General features: G+C 39.5%; 19 protein-coding genes and 1 pseudogene. 16 read left to right on the top strand and 4 right to left on the bottom strand.

Features of this window, described 5'->3' with window-relative positions:
* Positions 1-38: 38 nt before the first annotated feature.
* The 3 genes from ACX3PU_RS06185 (at position 39) to ACX3PU_RS06175 (ending at position 1,607) form a co-directional block, all read left to right on the top strand.
* Complete coding sequence (locus tag ACX3PU_RS06185; RefSeq protein WP_459084076.1) at positions 39-452, top strand: hypothetical protein; 414 nt, start codon at positions 39-41, stop codon at positions 450-452.
* 119 nt (positions 453-571) lie between these two features.
* Entirely contained in the window at positions 572-1,066 is a 495-nt protein-coding gene (locus ACX3PU_RS06180) for a GNAT family N-acetyltransferase (protein WP_459084075.1), read from the top strand.
* Between the two features lie 70 nt (positions 1,067-1,136).
* Entirely contained in the window at positions 1,137-1,607 is a 471-nt protein-coding gene (locus ACX3PU_RS06175; RefSeq protein ID WP_459084074.1) for a hypothetical protein, read from the top strand.
* Positions 1,608-1,655: 48 nt separating this feature from the next.
* Here ACX3PU_RS06175 and ACX3PU_RS06170 read toward each other — a convergent pair whose 3' ends face one another.
* A complete protein-coding gene (locus ACX3PU_RS06170; RefSeq protein WP_459084073.1) occupies positions 1,656-2,855 on the bottom strand; it encodes a pyridoxal phosphate-dependent aminotransferase in 1,200 nt (399 codons plus the stop codon).
* A 113-nt stretch (positions 2,856-2,968) separates the two neighbouring features.
* Here ACX3PU_RS06170 and ACX3PU_RS06165 point away from each other — a divergent pair, with 113 nt between their 5' ends.
* Positions 2,969-3,997, top strand: a complete 1,029-nt coding sequence (locus ACX3PU_RS06165; RefSeq protein ID WP_459084072.1) for a threonine aldolase family protein — start codon at positions 2,969-2,971, stop codon at positions 3,995-3,997.
* A 70-nt stretch (positions 3,998-4,067) separates the two neighbouring features.
* The gene (locus tag ACX3PU_RS06160) at positions 4,068-4,577 is read left to right on the top strand and encodes a GNAT family N-acetyltransferase (protein ID WP_459084071.1); all 510 of its coding nucleotides are present in this window, start codon (positions 4,068-4,070) and stop codon (positions 4,575-4,577) included.
* A gap of 190 nt (positions 4,578-4,767) precedes the next feature.
* Here the strand turns inward: ACX3PU_RS06160 and ACX3PU_RS06155 are convergent, their stop codons facing one another.
* Positions 4,768-5,100 carry a hypothetical protein gene (locus tag ACX3PU_RS06155; protein WP_459084069.1) on the bottom strand — a complete coding sequence of 111 codons (333 nt, stop codon included), beginning with the start codon at positions 5,098-5,100 and terminating at the stop codon, positions 4,768-4,770.
* 378 nt (positions 5,101-5,478) lie between these two features.
* On the opposite strand from ACX3PU_RS06155, the gene ACX3PU_RS06150 reads away from it, so the two are divergent.
* Both ACX3PU_RS06150 and ACX3PU_RS06145 read left to right on the top strand, forming a co-directional pair.
* A complete protein-coding gene (locus tag ACX3PU_RS06150) occupies positions 5,479-6,072 on the top strand; it encodes a hypothetical protein (RefSeq protein ID WP_459084068.1) in 594 nt (197 codons plus the stop codon).
* Positions 6,073-6,501: 429 nt separating this feature from the next.
* Positions 6,502-7,062 carry a DNA-3-methyladenine glycosylase I gene (locus tag ACX3PU_RS06145; protein WP_459084067.1) on the top strand — a complete coding sequence of 187 codons (561 nt, stop codon included), beginning with the start codon at positions 6,502-6,504 and terminating at the stop codon, positions 7,060-7,062.
* A gap of 29 nt (positions 7,063-7,091) precedes the next feature.
* On the opposite strand, the gene ACX3PU_RS06140 is transcribed toward ACX3PU_RS06145, so the two are convergent.
* Both ACX3PU_RS06140 and ACX3PU_RS06135 read right to left on the bottom strand, forming a co-directional pair.
* A complete protein-coding gene (locus tag ACX3PU_RS06140) occupies positions 7,092-7,946 on the bottom strand; it encodes a nucleoside phosphorylase (RefSeq protein ID WP_459084066.1) in 855 nt (284 codons plus the stop codon).
* A 52-nt stretch (positions 7,947-7,998) separates the two neighbouring features.
* The gene (locus ACX3PU_RS06135; protein WP_459084065.1) at positions 7,999-8,322 is read right to left on the bottom strand and encodes a translation initiation factor; all 324 of its coding nucleotides are present in this window, start codon (positions 8,320-8,322) and stop codon (positions 7,999-8,001) included.
* Positions 8,323-8,521: 199 nt separating this feature from the next.
* On the opposite strand from ACX3PU_RS06135, the gene gpmI reads away from it, so the two are divergent.
* From gpmI to ACX3PU_RS06090, 9 genes and pseudogenes are all read left to right on the top strand, one after another.
* Complete coding sequence (gene gpmI, locus ACX3PU_RS06130; protein ID WP_459084064.1) at positions 8,522-10,054, top strand: 2,3-bisphosphoglycerate-independent phosphoglycerate mutase; 1,533 nt, start codon at positions 8,522-8,524, stop codon at positions 10,052-10,054.
* A gap of 65 nt (positions 10,055-10,119) precedes the next feature.
* Complete coding sequence (locus tag ACX3PU_RS06125) at positions 10,120-11,097, top strand: acyl-ACP desaturase (RefSeq protein WP_459084063.1); 978 nt, start codon at positions 10,120-10,122, stop codon at positions 11,095-11,097.
* 93 nt (positions 11,098-11,190) lie between these two features.
* On the top strand, positions 11,191-11,622 hold the full coding sequence (locus tag ACX3PU_RS06120; protein WP_459084402.1) for a BT0820 family HAD-type phosphatase: 432 nt from the start codon (positions 11,191-11,193) through the stop codon (positions 11,620-11,622).
* A 6-nt stretch (positions 11,623-11,628) separates the two neighbouring features.
* Positions 11,629-12,438, top strand: coding sequence for a type I methionyl aminopeptidase (map, locus tag ACX3PU_RS06115; protein ID WP_459084062.1), 810 nt, complete (start codon positions 11,629-11,631; stop codon positions 12,436-12,438).
* Positions 12,439-13,206, top strand: coding sequence for a class I SAM-dependent methyltransferase (locus tag ACX3PU_RS06110; RefSeq protein WP_459084061.1), 768 nt, complete (start codon positions 12,439-12,441; stop codon positions 13,204-13,206).
* A gap of 45 nt (positions 13,207-13,251) precedes the next feature.
* Positions 13,252-14,133, top strand: a complete 882-nt coding sequence (gene era / locus ACX3PU_RS06105) for a GTPase Era (protein WP_459084060.1) — start codon at positions 13,252-13,254, stop codon at positions 14,131-14,133.
* A gap of 70 nt (positions 14,134-14,203) precedes the next feature.
* Entirely contained in the window at positions 14,204-14,635 is a 432-nt protein-coding gene (locus ACX3PU_RS06100) for a DoxX family protein (RefSeq protein WP_459084059.1), read from the top strand.
* 257 nt (positions 14,636-14,892) lie between these two features.
* Positions 14,893-17,292 carry an alpha/beta hydrolase family protein gene (locus ACX3PU_RS06095; protein WP_459084057.1) on the top strand — a complete coding sequence of 800 codons (2,400 nt, stop codon included), beginning with the start codon at positions 14,893-14,895 and terminating at the stop codon, positions 17,290-17,292.
* A gap of 342 nt (positions 17,293-17,634) precedes the next feature.
* A pseudogene (locus ACX3PU_RS06090) lies at positions 17,635-17,715 on the top strand (hypothetical protein); the annotation flags it as partial.
* Positions 17,716-17,985 lie beyond the last annotated feature (270 nt).

Here is a 17,985-nt window from a genome sequence, read left to right as displayed (position 1 = left end):
ATGTGAACGCAATGTTAACAAATAAAAAATACAACACAATGAAAAAATACAATAGTCTTAAAATCAAGGTTTTATCCTTTGGTGTTTTTGCGTTAAGTGCACTGTTCTCAGTGGCAAATGCCCAAACAGAAAAATCAAATAACGAAATCGCGACCGTGGAATTATCCAATAACGATGGATTTAATCAACTTCGAAACCTAATTGTAACGCATTTTGATTTTACAAACCCTGAGATGCAGCAAGGATTGGTTAATTCAGAACTTTCATTTGTATTGTCTGAGCAAGGAAAAATCACCCATGTTAATGCGAAAAGCGATTGCAAATTTGTGAAAAAAGAATTGGAAACCGTGCTTTCACAATTGCACTATAAAGTAAAAATGGAAGATTTAAAATCAGATCCCAATCTTACTGTATTCCGTATGCCTGTGCAAGTTTTGATTGCAAACCGATAGGCAAATTACATACAGACGCTAATTAAAAGAAATAAAAAATCCATACCGCAAAGTGTGGATTTTTTTCTATTTTCGTTAGAGTCCATCAAGGACTTTAACACGTTCAAAAGAAAAAGTACATGAATTTTACCATACGCGAAATGCAGCCCAGTGACGGGCAAAGAATCCTTGAGATTTTTCAACAGGGCCTTGATACCCATCTGGCAAGCTTTGAAACGCAGGCTCCTTCCTGGGAGAGTTGGGATATGAATTACCATCGGGTTGCAAGACTTGTCTTGCAAGGGGATGAGGGCAAGATCATTGGTTGGGCTGCGCTCAAACCCATTAGTACCCGCGCCTGTTATAGTGGCGTGGCAGAAGTGAGTGTCTATGTAGATTCTTTGTTTCAAGGCAAAGGCTTAGGAACAATGCTACTTCGTCAATTGGCGCTGGCAAGTGAAGAGCATCAATTCTGGACCCTGCAGTCGAGCATATTTCCTGAGAACGAGGCCTCCATCCGAATGCACCAAAAAGCAGGTTTTAGACTTGTGGGTACAAGAAGAAAGATTGCGAAATTAGAGGAAACATGGAGGGATGTTTCCCTTCTAGAGCGTAGAAGTACGGTTTTATTATAACGCTTTTGTCTATCTATTTCGGGTTTGGCACAATGATTGAGATTTATTGTAATGCTAAACAAATAACAAAATGAATAAAATACTGAAAATAGTTTTAGGCGGTGCACTTGCTGTAAGTGTGGCTTCTTGTGGTGCAATGGATCCTTATTATGGAGGCAACCGATATCCTTCTGGTACCTACGGAAATGGAGGAGTGTATAGAACTCCTGAAGGAACGGTTTATAGACAAGGGGATGTTTATAGAGACCGGAATGGAAACATATACCGCGATGGACGCGTAATCGAACGTGGAAACGTATACGGGCGTCCGGGAATTATACGTCGTGCTCAGTCTTATAACGCGAGAAGACTTCCACCAGGACAAGCCAAGAAAATATACGGAGGTAACGCAAAAGATTATGCGCCAGGTCAAGTAAAGAAGAGACAATCCGTGTACTACGGTCAGAAGAAGAATTCTTACAAGAAAGGAAATTATAAGAAAAACAATTCCTATTATAAGAAATCAAATGACAAAAGAAAAAATAAGAACAACCAACATTAGATAAAAATCTAGTAAGGCGGCTTCCCAAAAGGAAGCCGCTTTATTTTGTTAGCGTATTTCTGCATTTTCTAAAGTGGTAGAAATTCGATCCATGGCCTTTTTAAGATCATTTTCGGAGGCCGCATAGGAAAATCGAACACATTCCGGGCTACCAAAAGAGACTCCTCCCACGCATCCTACATGCGCATTTTCAAGAAGGAACATGGCAAAATCGTCCGCATCGTTAATTTGGGTTCCATTAAGAGTTTTGCCGAGATAAAAAGAAATATCTGGATAAAAGTAAAATGCGGATTTAGGCAGCAATACTTTAAAGCCAGGTATGGATTTCATTCGATCGTAGACCAAATCTCGACGAGATTTAAAGGCCTCAATCATATAGTGATACTCTTTGGGATTCGTTTTTAGCGCTGTAATTGCCGCTCTTTGTGCTACCGTGTTCGCTCCGCTTGTCATTTGCCCTTGGATTTTATCAAGTGCGCCAGCAAGCCATTGCGGTGCAGCCGAGTATCCAAGTCTCCAGCCCGTCATGGCGTATCCTTTTGACATTCCATTGATCACGACCACTTGGTCCTTAATTTCGGGGAACACGGCAATGGATTTGTGTGTGGTTTCGTAATTGATGTATTCATAAATTTCATCGGAAATGACCACCAAATGAGGGTGTTTTTCTATTACTTTCGCTAAAGCTTTAAGCTCATCATACGTATAGTAACTTCCTGAAGGATTGCATGGGGAACTGTAGAGCAGTACTTTTGTGTTCGGTGTGATGGCCTCTTCTAGCTGCTCTGCCGTCATCTTAAAATCATTCACATAAGAGGTTTTAATAAAAACGGATTTCCCGCCCATTAACTTAACCATCTCATCGTAACTGACCCAGAAGGGAACGGGAAGGATAACCTCATCCCCGTCGTTTAATAGGGCTCCCAATACATTGACAATAGCCTGCTTGGCCCCGTTGGATACGCAAATTTGGCTTGGTTTAAAATCAAGCTCGTTGTCCCTTTTAAGTTTTTCACAAATCGCTTCTCTTAGATCTAGAAATCCGGGAACAGGAGAGTAGTGGGAGAAGTTTTGATCAATGGCCTCTTGGGCCGCTTTTTTTATGTTTTGAGGAACATCAAAATCAGGTTCTCCAAGGGTAAGACTGATAACATCGATGCCGCTTGCTTTCATTTCGCGCGCTTTATTTGACATCACAAAGGTTTGAGAATAGCTCAAGCGCTCAAGACGGTCCGAGAATTTTTTCATAGTTTTTTGATTCAATTCGAACAAAGATAAGAACATTTAATTTTCTAAATGACAAAGTTATTGTTACTTTTACATTCGCGAGAGGCTCGCACCCTGTTAATAATGCAAAACAAATGAAGTATTCCTTCAAAAACGATTATTCCGAAGGGGTCCATCCAAGAATACTACAAAAATTACTGGAGACCAACCTTACCCAAGAACCCGGATACGGACTCGATCAGTACAGCACTGAGGCGAAACAAATTATTAAAGACAAGTTAAAGAGGGAGTCTGCTGAGATTTATTTTACCTCCGGCGGAACTCAGGCGAATTTACTTGTGATTGCAGCGGCACTTCGTCCCTATGAAAGTGTCATCAGTGCACAAACGGGACATATATTCACAAATGAAGCGGGTGCAATAGAAGCCTCCGGACATAAAGTTCATGGCATAGAAAGTCCGGGAGGGAAAATTTCCTGTCAAGCGATTGAAGAATTGCTAGAAATGCATACCAACTTGCCGCATCAAGTCCAACCTAAATTGGTGTACATTTCCAATTCGACAGAACTGGGTACTCTCTATTCAAAAAAGGAATTGACCACGCTTTACGAATTCTGTCAAAAGAAGAATCTCTATCTCTTTATGGACGGCGCAAGGCTTGGTCAGGCTTTAACGGCAGAACCGAATGATTTGGAGTTTAGCGACCTCGCTTGCCTCTGTGATGCTTTCTATATTGGAGGTACAAAAAATGGAGCTTTGATGGGAGAGGCCATTGTCCTTGTAAACCCAGAGATTCAGAAAAACTTTGGGTTTATTCTAAAGCAAAGAGGAGCTTTGCTCGCGAAAGGTCGGGCTTTGGGCGTTCAATTTCTTGAACTCTTTAAAGACGGGCTCTTTTTTGAACTTGCTTCTCACTCCAACCAAATGGCCATGACACTCAAAAAAGCATTTACGTCGAAAGGCTATACTTTTTTAAGTGATACCTATACAAATCAACTGTTTCCTATTCTGAAAATAAATGAGATCGAGAAGCTAGAACAAGATTATGAATTTTATCATTGGAAGAAAATATCTGAGGATAGATATGCCATTCGTTTGATTACCTCTTGGGCCACGCCTGAGGAGAAAATCCAGGAATTTATCGACAAACTTGGAGCACTTTAGCTTCGCGATGGAAGAACCGACGCTAGATGACTAGGATAATAGAATAATGCGATCAATCAAATTATAAATAATGAATATTGCAAATAGTACCGAAAAAGATATATCTGAAATTTTTAGACTTTATAAATTGGCCACCGAATTTCAAAAGGAAAGGTTTCCCGAAAACCAATGGCCAGAATTTGATAGAAAATTAATAGAAGACGAAATTGCAGAGAACAGACAATTCAAGTTAATGATTGATGATGAGATTGCCTGTGTTTGGGCAATCACATACAGCGATCCAGAAATTTGGAAACAGGACGATGGAGTATCTTCACTTTACATTCATAGAATAGCCACGAACCCGAATTTTAGAGGCAACAATTATGTGAAAATTATCGTGGATTGGGCTAAAGAATTTGCAACAGATAAGAAATTTATCCGGATGGACACTTGTGGGGAAAACCACAAGTTGATACAGCACTATCAAAACTGTGGATTTGATTTCTTGGGTATTAAAAAGCTAGAAGTTTTTTCAAATTTACCATCCCATTATGAAAATGCTGATGTTTGTTATTTCGAAATTAAATTAAAGCAATAATCAACCAAATTTTGAGTTACCGGTTCTCATTAAGGTATAGTAAAGAATTTGTATTTGACTAGATTTAAAAACAAACGATTGGTTAATAAATTGGTTTAAAGTATTTTATTACAAAATGGGGAACTTCACAGTAGCGAAGTTCCCCATTCAATCCAAGGATACCTATAAAGGTATTTAATGAAATAGAGCCTTAGTTCGTTCTCTTATTAAATTCAGCTTTTGCATCCTCCGTAGCATCTTTCGCCTTGTCGGTTGCATCTTTTGCCGCATCCTTGGTGTTTTCCCATGTTTTATCGGCCCAGTCTTTGGTTTGATCCCAAGCATTGCTTACTGCGTCTTTCGTGTCTTCCCAAGCATCAGAAACATTTTCTTTTGCTCTTTCCATCCATCCTTCCTGAGTAGGCTCTGCATTTCTTTCTTTCTGTTCGCGAATGTAATCTTTAGCTCTGTCCGCATAATCGTTTACGGTCCATTTTGCTTTGTTCACTGCGTTTTCTGCTTTGTTATAATCTTGTCTGTCCATAATATAATGTATTTAATTGTTATTTGGTAGTTATAGATTTGCAAGAAGTATTCCTGAGATTGTTAATATTATGTTAAACCTATTGGAAGTGGAAATTATGTAAATTGAGGTCTCAATAATTAAAAATCATTCTCATTGGCGGACGGTTACTGAGCAAACAAATTCCGCCCTTAGTAAATGATCATGCCTGTCAAAAAAATTTGGAGTTCGTATGTCCAATCGAGAATTAATACGTAAATTGATTAAAACACTTTAATATAAAATTGGGCTATACTTGAACTGTGGTTTATTTGATCTCTAAATAGATGAAATCGAGGTGAAATAGGTAAGATTACATACCCCTATACGTATTTAAATAAATTTAAAATATATAGACAAATGAATTTCGAAATAAAAAATAAAGGTGAGGTATCCAAAGCATTCTTAGACCTAGGAATTTCAACTTTTGAAGAAGCTTGTCGATATATTTCACAAATGCGATACAAACGTAATTCAAACAAAGAAGATGTTTTATGCGTTTTCAAAGATCAATCGGGTACCTGCAGTACAAAACATTCAACTTTACGAAAATTAGCGGTTGAAAATAACCATTTTGAGATAAAGCTCATTGTCGGAATATTTAAAATGGATAAACATTACGCGCGACAAATAGAGAATACATTATGTCAAAATCAATTAGCATATATTCCAGAAGCCCACACCTATTTGAAAATAGAAAATCAATATTTTGACTTCACAAAACCAAATTCGAAATATTCAGATTTCGAAAATAAAGTAGTGGAAGAATTCATAATTGAATTTGATCAAGTAAATCAATATAAAATTGAGCTCCATCAAAAATTTTTAAGAAAATGGCTTATAAATCATCCTCGTTTTGATTTAAATACAATTTGGAAGATCAGAGAAAAATGCATTGCTGATTTACAAACCAAAGCGATACAAAATTCTGATTCAACGGATACACACAACTGAATTGGTTTTTAAATGGATATTATTATTAAAAGAATTTGGATATCAGTTCAACAAAAAACCAATTTAAATACGAATCTCAAAATTATCAGCAACGCTACAATTGCAAATAGTATTCAATAATATTTTAATGTTTTCTTGGCTTGCGTCTAGTATTAATTGGTGCAGAATGTATCTTTTGTCTCATCTAACCTAAATAATCCTTAATTTTGTTTTAACTCCATTCTTAACAATAAATGAATGAAAACTAGCACACTGAGTTCAAACTAATAGTAATGCGCGAACGAGAAAAAGAAGTAGTAGCTTTATTGATTTCTGAGAAGGTGGGGTAATGGGTATTGATAAAAATGGAATTCCTGTGGGTGTAAAGGATGCTTATCAGGAGCAATTACTTATTTAAGACCGCTTAAAATCGGACAACAATGACTAAAAATGAACAAAGAGAGATGTGCTTGGTGTGAAAAAGATCAACTTTACCGTGATTATCACGATAACGAATGGGGAATACCTGTAAGAGACGACGAGAAGCTTTTTGAGTTTCTAACCTTAGAGAGTTTTCAAGCAGGACTAAGTTGGTATACCATTCTCTCCAAGCGTGAGAATTTCCGCAAGGCATTTGATTTTTTTGATTATCAAAAAATTGCTCAGTACAAGGAGCAGAAGGTAGAGCAGCTGATGCAAGATGCTGGGATCGTTAGAAATCGTCTAAAAATTTTAGCGACGATCCACAATGCCAAATGCTTCATGCAGGTTCAAAAAGAGTATGGAAGTTTTTCTTCATACCTATGGTCTTTTGTGGACGGAAAGCCCATCGTGAATTTTCCAAAAACGCTTAGTGAGGTACCCGCTACTACGGAAATTTCAGACGCACTTTCCAAAGACCTAAAAAAGAAAGGATTTAAATTTATGGGCTCTACAGTGGTCTATGCTCACATGCAGGCTACAGGAATGGTTAACGATCATTTGATTTCCTGCTCCTTTAAAAACAAATAAGGATTTCAAAATTGAAATCCTTATTTTGCTTAGTTAATGATTCGTTCTAGCACCCAATCAATCATTCTCTTTTCCGAGGCATGATGGTCCGCAACAAATTCTCCTCGTCGTCGGTTGGCCACCACGTTATTCACGGTTAAGGCTTTGTGACCTAGTAGGGCCGAAAGCCCATAAATGGCGGAGGTTTCCATTTCAAAATTGGAAACGCCAAGATCGTTTAGAGTTTCTAAGAATTTCTCATCCACACTTCGAAGTCGCAGTTGTCTTCCCTGAGGTGCATAGAAGCCCGGGAATGTGGCTGTATTTCCATGGTATGGGGCATCCTTATAGTAATGTGCAATTTCTTTGGACTGTTCCGCAAAATAGAGCATTCCTTTAATACGTTCGTATGGGAATCCTTCTAAAAAGGCTTTTGAAAATTTATTCTCAAATTCATAATCGGGGTAGAAATGAAGAAGTCCATCGAGTCCTACGACGTTTTTTGTGACCAGCATTTGGTCAACTTCGATATCGGGATGCACCGATCCGCAGGTTCCTAAGCGAAAAAGCTCTAATGAGGTATGAGAGGTCTTAAGCTCTTTTTTCTCTAAATCGATATTCACTAAAGCATCAAGCTCGTTTAGAACGATGTCGATGTTCTCAGTTCCAATCCCTGAAGACATGACTGTAATTCTTTCCCCACGAAGCGTACCTGTGTGGGTATAGAATTCTCGTTTATTTTTCTTAAGTTCAATCGTATCGAAAAAAGAGGATACTTTGGGAACTCGATCGGGATCGCCCACTAAAATGATTTTCGTGGCAATGTCCTGAGGCAATAAATTGAGATGGTATACACTTCCGTCTGGGTTTAAAACCAGTTCGGAGGCTGCAAGTTTGTTTATCATAAGTTGAAATTGATTTTTATTTTCGAATTAGAAAAAGAGAAAGTAGAGGGGTTTATCCTCCCACACGTTTTGTCTTGTACCCTAATTCCTTAAGAAGCGTCATAATCTTTTCCCGGTGATCGCCTTGGATTATGATGACGCCGTCTTTTTCTGATCCACCTAACGCGAGGCGAGTTTTTAGGGTTTTGGATAAGGCTTTTAGTTCCGATTGAGGGCCTTCAAATCCTTCGATTAACGTGACCGGTTTTCCTGCTCGCGCTTTCTTTTCAAATTTGCAGACCAAAGCTGACTTTTGCTCAAAGACTTCGATCGGTTCTTCTAATTCTTGTTCCTCATGGTCGGGAAACAAATTTTTTAATTGATCTCTTAAATCCATCAGTCAAAATTAGGAATTAATCTGGAAAGTTCCTCCTATTAATAAAGATTATGCTTCAATGGAAAGGTAGAGCAAGAAACGCGAAAGGTTTTCACGCTCTACAACTCTTTATTTCGCCTCTTCCAATTCGATTTTCGCTGATAAAGTAGGAAGGTTGGGAATTGTTTTGGTAATTTTGTAAAAGTAAAATTAGTACATCATGTCAAAAAAAGCAATACTTGCCATACTCGACGGTTGGGGACTCGGAACGGATCCTAGCGTTTCTGCCATCGATCAGGCCTCCACTCCGTTTATGGACAGTTTATATAGAAATTTCCCACACACCACCTTAGAGGCAAGCGGACTAGCTGTGGGACTTCCCATCGGTCAGATGGGAAATTCAGAAGTAGGGCATATGAACCTAGGCGCCGGCCGAGTGGTGTACCAGAATTTGGTGAAATTAAATATGGCTGTGGAAAGTGCCACGTTAGGAAAAGAAAATGCAATCACAGAGGCTTTTGAGTACGCAAAGAAAAACCACAAAAAAGTGCATTTGATTGGACTGGTTTCCAATGGGGGAGTGCACTCTCATATCAACCACCTAAAAGGACTCTTAACGGCCATTCATGAAAATGGACTTTCAGATTGTACCTTTGTCCATGCCTTTACAGATGGACGAGACTGCGATCCGCAATCGGGCGTGCATTTCATAGATGAGCTTTTAACGCATATGCAAACCACAGGAGGAAGGTTAGCCTCTGTCGTAGGAAGATATTATGCCATGGACCGAGACAAACGATGGGAAAGAGTCAAATTAGCTTACAATGCCATGGTGAAAGGAATCGGAGAACCATCTTACAATGCTCTTGAATCCATTCAGCATTCGTACGACGAGGAAATCACAGATGAGTTTTTAAAGCCAATCGTAATGCAAAAGGAAAGTCATCTTCCGATGGCCTTAATTGAAGAAGGCGACGTGGTAATTAGTTTTAATTTTCGCACGGACCGTGGACGCGAAATCACGGAAGTCTTGTGCCAAAGGGATTTTCCAGAGTACAATATGCATGCATTAGATTTGTATTATGTTACGCTTACGAATTACGACAAAGGGTTTAAAAACGTAAAAGTGGTTTTTGATGAAGAAGTTTTGCAAGGTACACTGGGAGAAGTTCTTGAAAACAATGGCAAATCTCAAATTCGCGTCGCGGAAACAGAAAAATACCCTCATGTTACTTTTTTCTTTTCTGGGGGACGGGAAGAACCCTTTGCTAAGGAGAGGAGAATTTTATGCCCAAGTCCGAAGGACGTTCCTACCTACGATTTTAAACCGGAAATGTCCGCCTACGAGATAACCGAAAATATTTTGGTTGAGATTAACAACGAAAGTGCGGATTTCATTTGTTTGAATTTTGCCAATACCGATATGGTCGGTCATACAGGTGTGTTTGAAGCGGCAGTGAAAGCTGCCGAGACCGTCGATTCCTGCATCGAAAAAGTAGCCACTGCAGCCTATGAGCATGGATATTGTGTCTTTATTTTGGCCGACCATGGGAACAGCGATGTGATGAAAAACGAGGACGGTTCGCCCAATACACAGCATTCAACCAATCTGGTTCCTTTAATTGTCATGGACAAAGACCAAGTTTGGAACTTAAAACCAGGGAAACTTGGGGATGTTGCTCCCTCGATCCTTAAAGCTATGGGAATCGAAATTCCAGAAATAATGACGGGAGAGGTTCTGATTGAGCCTTAAATTCCCATCAATGTGTTATGCTAAAAATAATTATTTAACTATCTTGCACCTCAGAAACCAACCCGATGTATAATAAATTAGTGCGACTAGAGGTCATGCGATCCTTAAGTCCAGAAGTCAATTCTTTTATCGATACTTATTTAACGCCTGTAGAAAAAATATGGCAACCTACTGATTTTCTACCGGATCCAACTAGTGACTCCTTTCAAGACGAGGTCCAAGAATTGCAGCATTTTGCGCAGGACATGGAGTACGATTTGTTTGTGACTCTTATTGGAGATTGTATCACAGAGGAGGCCCTACCCAGTTACGAAAGTTGGATTATGGGAATCGATGGCGTTGAACAAGAAAAAAGTGGAGGATGGAGCCAATGGGTTCGATCGTGGACCGCAGAAGAAAATAGACACGGAGACTTGCTTAACAAGTACTTGTATCTGTGTGGAAGAGTAAATATGCGTGAAGTAGAGATTACCACTCAATACCTGATTCAAGATGGATTTGATTTGGGAACCTCAGCCGATCCTTACCGAAACTTTGTCTATACAAGTTTTCAAGAGTTAGCCACCAATTACTCCCACCGACGAGTAGGAACTTTTGCGAAGCAAAGCGGGAATAAAAAACTAGCCAAAATGTGCGCCGTCATTGCAGCGGATGAAGCGAGACATGCCAAGGCATACAAGCATTTTGTAACGCGTATTTTTGAAATGGATCCTTCCGAAATGATGCTTGCTTTTGAAGACATGATGAGAAAGAAAATTGTCATGCCTGCCCATATGATGAGAGAAAGTGGACAGAAAGCAGGAGAGCTTTGGTCTCATTTTTCGGATGCGGCGCAGCGTTGCATGGTGTATACGGCTCAGGACTATATTGATATCCTTAAACAACTTCTTGACGATTGGAAAATTGAGCATTTTGACAACTTAAATGAGTCGGCTCAAAAAGCGCAGGAGTACCTAATGAAACTGCCCTCTCGACTTCAACGCGTAACCGATCGAATTTCCACTCCGGACCAGGAGTACAAATTCAAATGGGTACGCAGTTAACAGAGCGAGTCTAAACATTCTATTAGAGCTGGAGTTTCCTAAACATCCGGCTCTTTTTTTGTACCTTTGCACTCGGAAAATAGTTTGAACATGATGAAAAGCAATAAAAAACTGGCGATAGATTTCGACGGTACTATTGTAGACGATGCTTATCCTAGTATCGGAAAACCTAAAATATTTGCATTCGACACCTTGAAAAAACTTCAAAGTGAGGGGTATCGCCTAATTCTATGGACCTACCGAAGCGGCAAAGAACTCGACGAGGCGATTGAATTTTGCCGCAAGCAAGGACTTGAATTCTACAGCGTCAATTCAAGCTTTGAAGGGGAAGTCTTTGATGAACAGAATGCGTCGCGAAAAATTGATGCAGATTTGTTTATTGACGATCGCAATCTAGGAGGATTTCCAGGTTGGGGTGAGATTTACAGAATTCTCGATGAAAAGATTGAATTTCGTGTAGAAGGAGGAGAAGTCCTCGCATTTTCAAAAATGAAAAAAGATAAGAAAAAAGGCCTTTTTTGGTAAACGAATATGATACAACTAAAAAGCATAGAAGAACTAAGACTGATGCGCGAGAGTGCACAGTTGGTTTCGAAAACGCTAGGAATGGTGGCCAGCGAAATAAAACCAGGGGTTACCACCAATTACATAGACAAAATTGCCGACGAATTCATCCGTGATCACGGGGGTATTCCTGCTTTCCTCGGACAGTATGGATTTCCTAAGAACCTTTGTATTTCTCCGAATGAAGAAGTGGTACATGGGATTCCGAACGATAAGCCCTTAGAGGAAGGCGACGTTTTGTCTGTGGATTGCGGTGTGTACATGAATGGCTTTTACGGAGATCACGCGTATTCCTTTGAAGTGGGAGAAGTGGATGAAGAAGTTAAAAAGCTCCTAAAGGTTACAAAAGAATCTCTTTACAAAGGAATCGAGCAGTGCGTTAGAGGGAAGCGTGTAGGGGATATTTCTTATGCAATTCAAACGTATTGTGAATCTCACGGCTATGGTGTGGTTCGTGAGTTGGTAGGGCATGGACTAGGCCGCAAAATGCACGAGGATCCTCAAGTCCCTAACTATGGGAAGAAGGGGAGTGGGAAAGTATTAAAAGACGGGATCGCACTTGCTATTGAACCTATGATTAACCTAGGAACTGAAAAAGTGAAGTTTCATTCAGACGGATGGACCGTGACTACATTAGATAACAAACCCTCGGCTCATTTTGAACACGATGTATGCATCATTGGGGGAAAACCCGTGTTGCTGTCCACTTATAAATTTATTTACGAAGCGTTAGGAATTGAGTCTGACGAAGAAGCTCCTTTTACGCTGGATTTCTAGATGCAGAAACTAGCAAAATACCTTCTAAATGCGTTGCCTCGGCCGATATTAATTCGACTGAGTTTAGCACTTAGACCCTTGCTTTATCTTTGGTTTCGGGGAAAAGACTTTACCGATCCCATTGACAAACGATCCTACCGGAAGTTTCTTCCCTATGGGTATGGAACCCCAAGACCCGGAGCGTTGGCCCCAGGAACTTTAAGTCTAGAAAGACACCGTCAGATGTGGCTTTATCTAGAGAAAGAGACCTCGTTCTTTTCGGATTCCTTGAAAGTCCTTCACATGGCGCCAGAACAGGCTTTTTTTAAGCGTTTCAAACGAATGAAGAACCTTCATTATGTGTCGGCGGACCTGTATTCACCCATTGTCGATGTCAAAGCCGATTTACTTCAATTGCCTTTTGAGAACGAAGAATTTGATGTGGTTTTCTGCAACCATGTTCTTGAACATATTGTGGAAGATAGAAAGGCCATGAGCGAACTCTATCGCGTCTTAAAGCCGGGCGGTTGGGGAATTTTGCAAGTTCCTTTAAAAAGAAGTGAAAAGCAAACCTATGAAGACTTTTCCATTACCGATCCGAAAGAAAGACAAATTCATTTTGGACAATACGACCATGTGCGTTGGTACGGAATGGATTACTTTACGCGTCTTGAATCCGTGGGATTCGAAGTGGAAGTACTTGAGTACTCTAAGAACTTCTCAAAACAAGAGCAAAAGCGCTATGGGCTCAGCGAGAACGAAATTCTACCGATCGTTCGAAAAAAATAAATCGGTAATTTATCCTTAACTTTGCCCTTACTTAAAATTATTGCTGTGAATACGCACAAAGCTGGATTTGTTAATATCGTGGGGAAACCCAATGCAGGGAAGTCAACCCTTTTGAATGCACTGATGGGAGAAAAGCTCGCCATCGTGACGCAGAAGGCGCAAACCACCCGCCATCGAATTTTTGGTATCTACAACGAAGAAGACGTGCAGATCGTTTTTTCGGATACCCCTGGAGTGCTTGATCCTAAGTACGGCCTTCAAGAAAAGATGATGGATTTTGTAAAGGATTCTCTTCAAGATGCAGACGTATTTCTTTTTATTGTCGACATCACCGACAAAACGGAACCTTCTGAATTTTTGATTGACAAACTCAACAAAATTCCTGTTCCTGTCCTTATTCTTGTGAACAAGATCGATGTTTCAGATCAAAAAGCAATGGAAGCTGTCATCGACTTTTGGCATGGGAAAATTCCAAAAGCAGAAATTCTTCCGATCTCTGCGATTGAAGGCGTGAACACCGCTTTAATTCTTCCGAAACTAAAGTCATTACTCCCTGATAGCCCGCCTTATTACGATAAAACGCAATACACGGACAAGCCGGAGCGCTTCTTTGTAAACGAGGCCATTCGGGAGAAAATCCTTCTGAATTACGAGAAGGAAATTCCATACTCTGTGGAAGTCGTTACCGAGCAGTTTATCGAAAAGGAGGGAGCTATTGTCATTGATTCCATCATTTATGTAGAGAGAGAAACCCAAAAAGGGATTATCATTGGACATAGAGGAGAAGCCATTAAAAAAGTAGGGACTCAGGCAAGGGTTGATCTCGAAAAATTTTTTGATAAAAAAATTCACTTGAACCTTTTTGTCAAAGTCAAAAAAGATTGGCGTAAAAACGAGCGAGATCTCAAGAGTTTCGGCTATCGTTAGAAGGATAATGCTTTTTTGCTGCGCGGTTTAAAGGTTTTTTCTTAGTTTTGTTACCAAATCACTACTTTCTATGAATTTTCTAACTTCAATCCACACCCATCCCCGTGTTAATGACTTCATTTTACTAGTGGTACGACTCTTTATCGGCTTTGGAATGATTTCCCATGGATTTCCAAAGATTATGAAGTTGTCCTCTGGGGAGCCGATCGAATTCTATAACTTTCTAGGATTAGGATCTGAGTTTACCTTAGGACTTTGCGTTTTTGTAGAAGTGGTATGTTCGATTTTTGTCATACTAGGACTTTTCACTAGGGGAGCACTTTTATTTCTAATAGCTTTAACTGCAGTAATATCCTTCGTGGTGCACGGTGGAGATTTATTTAGTGACCAAGAAATGGGACTTCTTTACCTAAGCATTTATCTTTTGCTAATGGCTTTTGGTCCCGGAAAGTATTCCATTGACGGAATGATTACAAAGAAAAGAGCGAGTTCTGCTTGGTAAAAATTTTATTACATTTCTTTTTTAACTGACCTTTTTAGGGGAGCATGTCTCTCAAAGCCTGAATTTCTTAGTCGTTTATTTTGATTAAAACGGCATTTTCGCGACGGCATACCTGAACCTTTTTAGAGGCTTGACTTAAGGCCTCAACCCATCTATTCTAAAGAATTAGCGACACTTTGATAAGTTTTGGGCAATTTGTTATGCATATACTCATAGTTTGGTTTAATTTTCCTATTTTCGTGCAAATTGTATAAACTATGAAGTTAAAATTAACTGCCGTTTTACTGGCATTCATGGGTCTTTCCACGGCCCAGGAAAACATTACTTATCAAAAACCTTCTGCAGAAATTCTTAAGCTTGCGGATTACGAAAGAGCTCCTTCGGTCTTTATGGACAGTGGAAGAGAGTGGATGGTATTCTCGTACCGAAACACCTACAAAACTCTTGACGAATTAAACCAAGAGGAAATGCGCTTAGGAGGTCTAAGGATCAATCCCGTGACCAACATCTCAAGTAGCACCACGTATGTCAACAATATCAAAGTAAGAAAGCTTAGTGATAAGTCCGAAGTTCAAGTGAAAGGACTTCCTTCGAATGCAAAAATTGCTAATTTTGGATTCTCACCGGACGAGACCAAACTTGCCTTTACAAACACGACAGCAAGTGGAGTAGAGCTTTGGGTTGTGGATAAGAAGTCGGCTAGCGCAAAGAAAATCACTCCTGACAATCTAAATGCGAATTTAGGGTCTCCTTATCTTTGGTTTAGAGATTCAGAAAATCTATTGATCAAAGTAATTCCTTCTAATCGTCCGCAATTAATCGATCCTTCGAAAGACTTACCTACGGGTCCAATCGTTTCCAACTCGGACGGAAGAGTCTCTCAGAATAGAACGTACCAGGATTTACTAAGCAACCCTCAAGACGAAGCTAATTTTGATGCTCTTACCCATTCTGAGCTTCACAAAGTGAATCTTAATGGAGAATCCAGTCCTTATAAAAACAAAGCCATTTATTCTTCTTTAAGCTTTTCTCCCGATGGAAAGTATCTTCTCTCTACGACCATTCAAAAACCTTATTCTTATATCGTTCCTCTTAGCCGATTCCCAATGGTGAGTACGGTTTATGATGAGAGCGGAAAAGAAGTGAAAGTCGTAAATGAAGTCCCAAGAAACGAAATCATGCCAAAAGGATTTTCTGCCGTTCGAATGGGGAAAAGAAGTATGTATTGGAGAAGCGATAAACCTTCCACATTAGTTTTTACAGAAGCGCTTGATGGAGGTGATCCTGCGAAAAAAGTGGAGTACAGAGATCAAATTTCCACTTGGGATGCTCCTTTTACGCAAAATCCAGTGCCTTTCTTTAAGACTCAGCAGCGTTATTCCGGAATTACTTGGACCAATTCGAATTTTGCCATTGTGCATGAGGGCTGGTACGATACCCGTAATACTAAATCCTTCTTAGTGGATTTAAAGACAGGGGACTCTAAAGTCATTGAGGATAGAAACTCGCAGGATGTTTACAGTGATCCAGGATCCTATAGCCGTACTCGGAATGAATTTGGTCAGAGCGTGGTCGATGTTCAGAATGGGAAAGTTCTTCTCATTGGAGATGGATTCACAAAAGAGGGGCAGAAGCCTTTCGTAGATGAGCAGGATTTTAAAACGCTTGCGAAGAAAAGACTCTACACCTCTTCTCTAAAAGGAGCGAAAGAAGATATTATAGATATCATTGATATTAAGAAAGGGACCATTCTCGTATCTCAGCAGTCGGCCAAAGAATATCCAAATACCTATGTAAGAAATATAAAGAATGGCAAAGGGACAGCTGTGACTCACTTTGAAAATCCTTTTGAAAGTTTGGGCAATGTCTATAAGGAAGTGATTTCTTATACCCGTCCAGACGGAGTTCAACTTAGTGGAACGCTTTATTTGCCTGCGAATTACGATCGAGTAGGGAAGAAAGAAAAATTACCTCTTCTTATCTGGGCTTACCCAACAGAGTACAAAGACAAGAAAACAGCGGGTCAAATCACTCAGAATCCTAACGATTTCACATTCCCAAGCTACGGATCGTTTATCTATTGGGTGACCAAAGGCTACGCGGTTCTAGACGATGCAGCCTTCCCAATTGTAGGAGAAGGGACTACAGAGCCTAACGATACCTTTATTACTCAACTTGTGGCCAATGGGAAAGCCGCTATTGATGCTGTGGATAAACTAGGGTATATCGACCGTACGAAAGTAGCAGTAGGAGGTCACTCTTATGGTGCCTTTATGACTGGAAATCTTTTGACCCATTCTAAAGACTACGCCTGTGGAATTGCAAGAAGTGGAGCTTACAATAGAACCCTAACGCCTTTTGGATTCCAAAGAGAGCAGAGGAACTATTGGGACAATCCAGATTTGTACAACACCATGTCGCCGTTTATGCATGCGGATAAAATGAAAACTCCAATGCTTTTAATTCACGGAGATGCGGATAATAATCCAGGAACCTTTACTTTGCAGACTGAGCGTTACTTCCAAGCTCTAAAGAATCTTGGAGCGCCTGTAAGAATGGTATTACTTCCTTTAGAAGCGCATGGATATGCAGCGAAGGAATCTGTATTACACACTCTTTGGGAGCAAGAGCAGTTCCTAGACAAATGTCTAAAATAGTACTGCAGTAAAATACATTATAGATTATTCAAGAAAAACGGTTGTAATAAATGCTTTACAACCGTTTTATTTTTTGATAATAGGTGATATACGTAATACACTAGTTAATGTCCTTAGTACACCAACTGATATACTTAATACATCAGTTGAAGAAAGGGAAAGAATCGAGGTGATTAAATTATTTATTTAAATTGAATTTGGTCGCAAATGTTTCCTAAATTTGCAACAATAATGCATGAAAATAAATATGTAAAGCATTGATTTTAAAATACTTGAAAAAATAAAAAAGCGAAGAGGGGTTCGCTTTTTTATACGGAAAATTTTCTTTCATATGGAAATTATAAAGCTGTTTCTACAGCCTTAAAATGGTTGGTGAATGAAAGTGAACTTTCTAGAGTTGCAAGTGGAATCTTTGCTATTTAGAAAAAGATCCTTACTTGGGTATAATTTCACAAACAACAGAAAAAATCGCCGAATCTATCTAAATTTACCTGAAGAAAATAGATTAAAAGCATTTAACCGTATTGCTGAGAAAAAGAATAATTTCGCCATTTGTAGTTGAAAGGATGACAATGTTCGAGGTGTTTATTCGTGAAAAGGCGACTTTTATGTTCTTGATATTCAAGATTGAAGCACAGGATTGTCTGCGTGAAAATAGGGTCTGGCTTACGAAATAAACAGATTGGTCCTTGA

This window comes from Chryseobacterium sp. A301 (genome assembly GCF_054489425.1).
The sequence above is the reverse complement of the archived record's forward strand: the minus strand, read 5'-3'. Positions and strand labels throughout refer to the sequence as shown.

Excerpts from the sequence above, each read along its gene's own strand:
- ACX3PU_RS06185 (WP_459084076.1), top strand. The coding sequence starts at position 39 with ATGAAAAAATACAATAGTCTTAAAATCAAGGTTTTATCCTTTGGTGTT.
- ACX3PU_RS06180 (WP_459084075.1), top strand. The coding sequence starts at position 572 with ATGAATTTTACCATACGCGAAATGCAGCCCAGTGACGGGCAAAGAATC.
- ACX3PU_RS06175 (WP_459084074.1), top strand. The coding sequence starts at position 1,137 with ATGAATAAAATACTGAAAATAGTTTTAGGCGGTGCACTTGCTGTAAGT.
- ACX3PU_RS06170 (WP_459084073.1), bottom strand. The coding sequence starts at position 2,855 with ATGAAAAAATTCTCGGACCGTCTTGAGCGCTTGAGCTATTCTCAAACC.
- ACX3PU_RS06165 (WP_459084072.1), top strand. The coding sequence starts at position 2,969 with ATGAAGTATTCCTTCAAAAACGATTATTCCGAAGGGGTCCATCCAAGA.
- ACX3PU_RS06160 (WP_459084071.1), top strand. The coding sequence starts at position 4,068 with ATGAATATTGCAAATAGTACCGAAAAAGATATATCTGAAATTTTTAGA.
- ACX3PU_RS06155 (WP_459084069.1), bottom strand. The coding sequence starts at position 5,100 with ATGGACAGACAAGATTATAACAAAGCAGAAAACGCAGTGAACAAAGCA.
- ACX3PU_RS06150 (WP_459084068.1), top strand. The coding sequence starts at position 5,479 with ATGAATTTCGAAATAAAAAATAAAGGTGAGGTATCCAAAGCATTCTTA.
- ACX3PU_RS06145 (WP_459084067.1), top strand. The coding sequence starts at position 6,502 with ATGAACAAAGAGAGATGTGCTTGGTGTGAAAAAGATCAACTTTACCGT.
- ACX3PU_RS06140 (WP_459084066.1), bottom strand. The coding sequence starts at position 7,946 with ATGATAAACAAACTTGCAGCCTCCGAACTGGTTTTAAACCCAGACGGA.
- ACX3PU_RS06135 (WP_459084065.1), bottom strand. The coding sequence starts at position 8,322 with ATGGATTTAAGAGATCAATTAAAAAATTTGTTTCCCGACCATGAGGAA.
- gpmI (WP_459084064.1), top strand. The coding sequence starts at position 8,522 with ATGTCAAAAAAAGCAATACTTGCCATACTCGACGGTTGGGGACTCGGA.
- ACX3PU_RS06125 (WP_459084063.1), top strand. The coding sequence starts at position 10,120 with ATGTATAATAAATTAGTGCGACTAGAGGTCATGCGATCCTTAAGTCCA.
- ACX3PU_RS06120 (WP_459084402.1), top strand. The coding sequence starts at position 11,191 with ATGAAAAGCAATAAAAAACTGGCGATAGATTTCGACGGTACTATTGTA.
- map (WP_459084062.1), top strand. The coding sequence starts at position 11,629 with ATGATACAACTAAAAAGCATAGAAGAACTAAGACTGATGCGCGAGAGT.
- ACX3PU_RS06110 (WP_459084061.1), top strand. The coding sequence starts at position 12,439 with ATGCAGAAACTAGCAAAATACCTTCTAAATGCGTTGCCTCGGCCGATA.
- ACX3PU_RS06100 (WP_459084059.1), top strand. The coding sequence starts at position 14,204 with ATGAATTTTCTAACTTCAATCCACACCCATCCCCGTGTTAATGACTTC.
- ACX3PU_RS06095 (WP_459084057.1), top strand. The coding sequence starts at position 14,893 with ATGAAGTTAAAATTAACTGCCGTTTTACTGGCATTCATGGGTCTTTCC.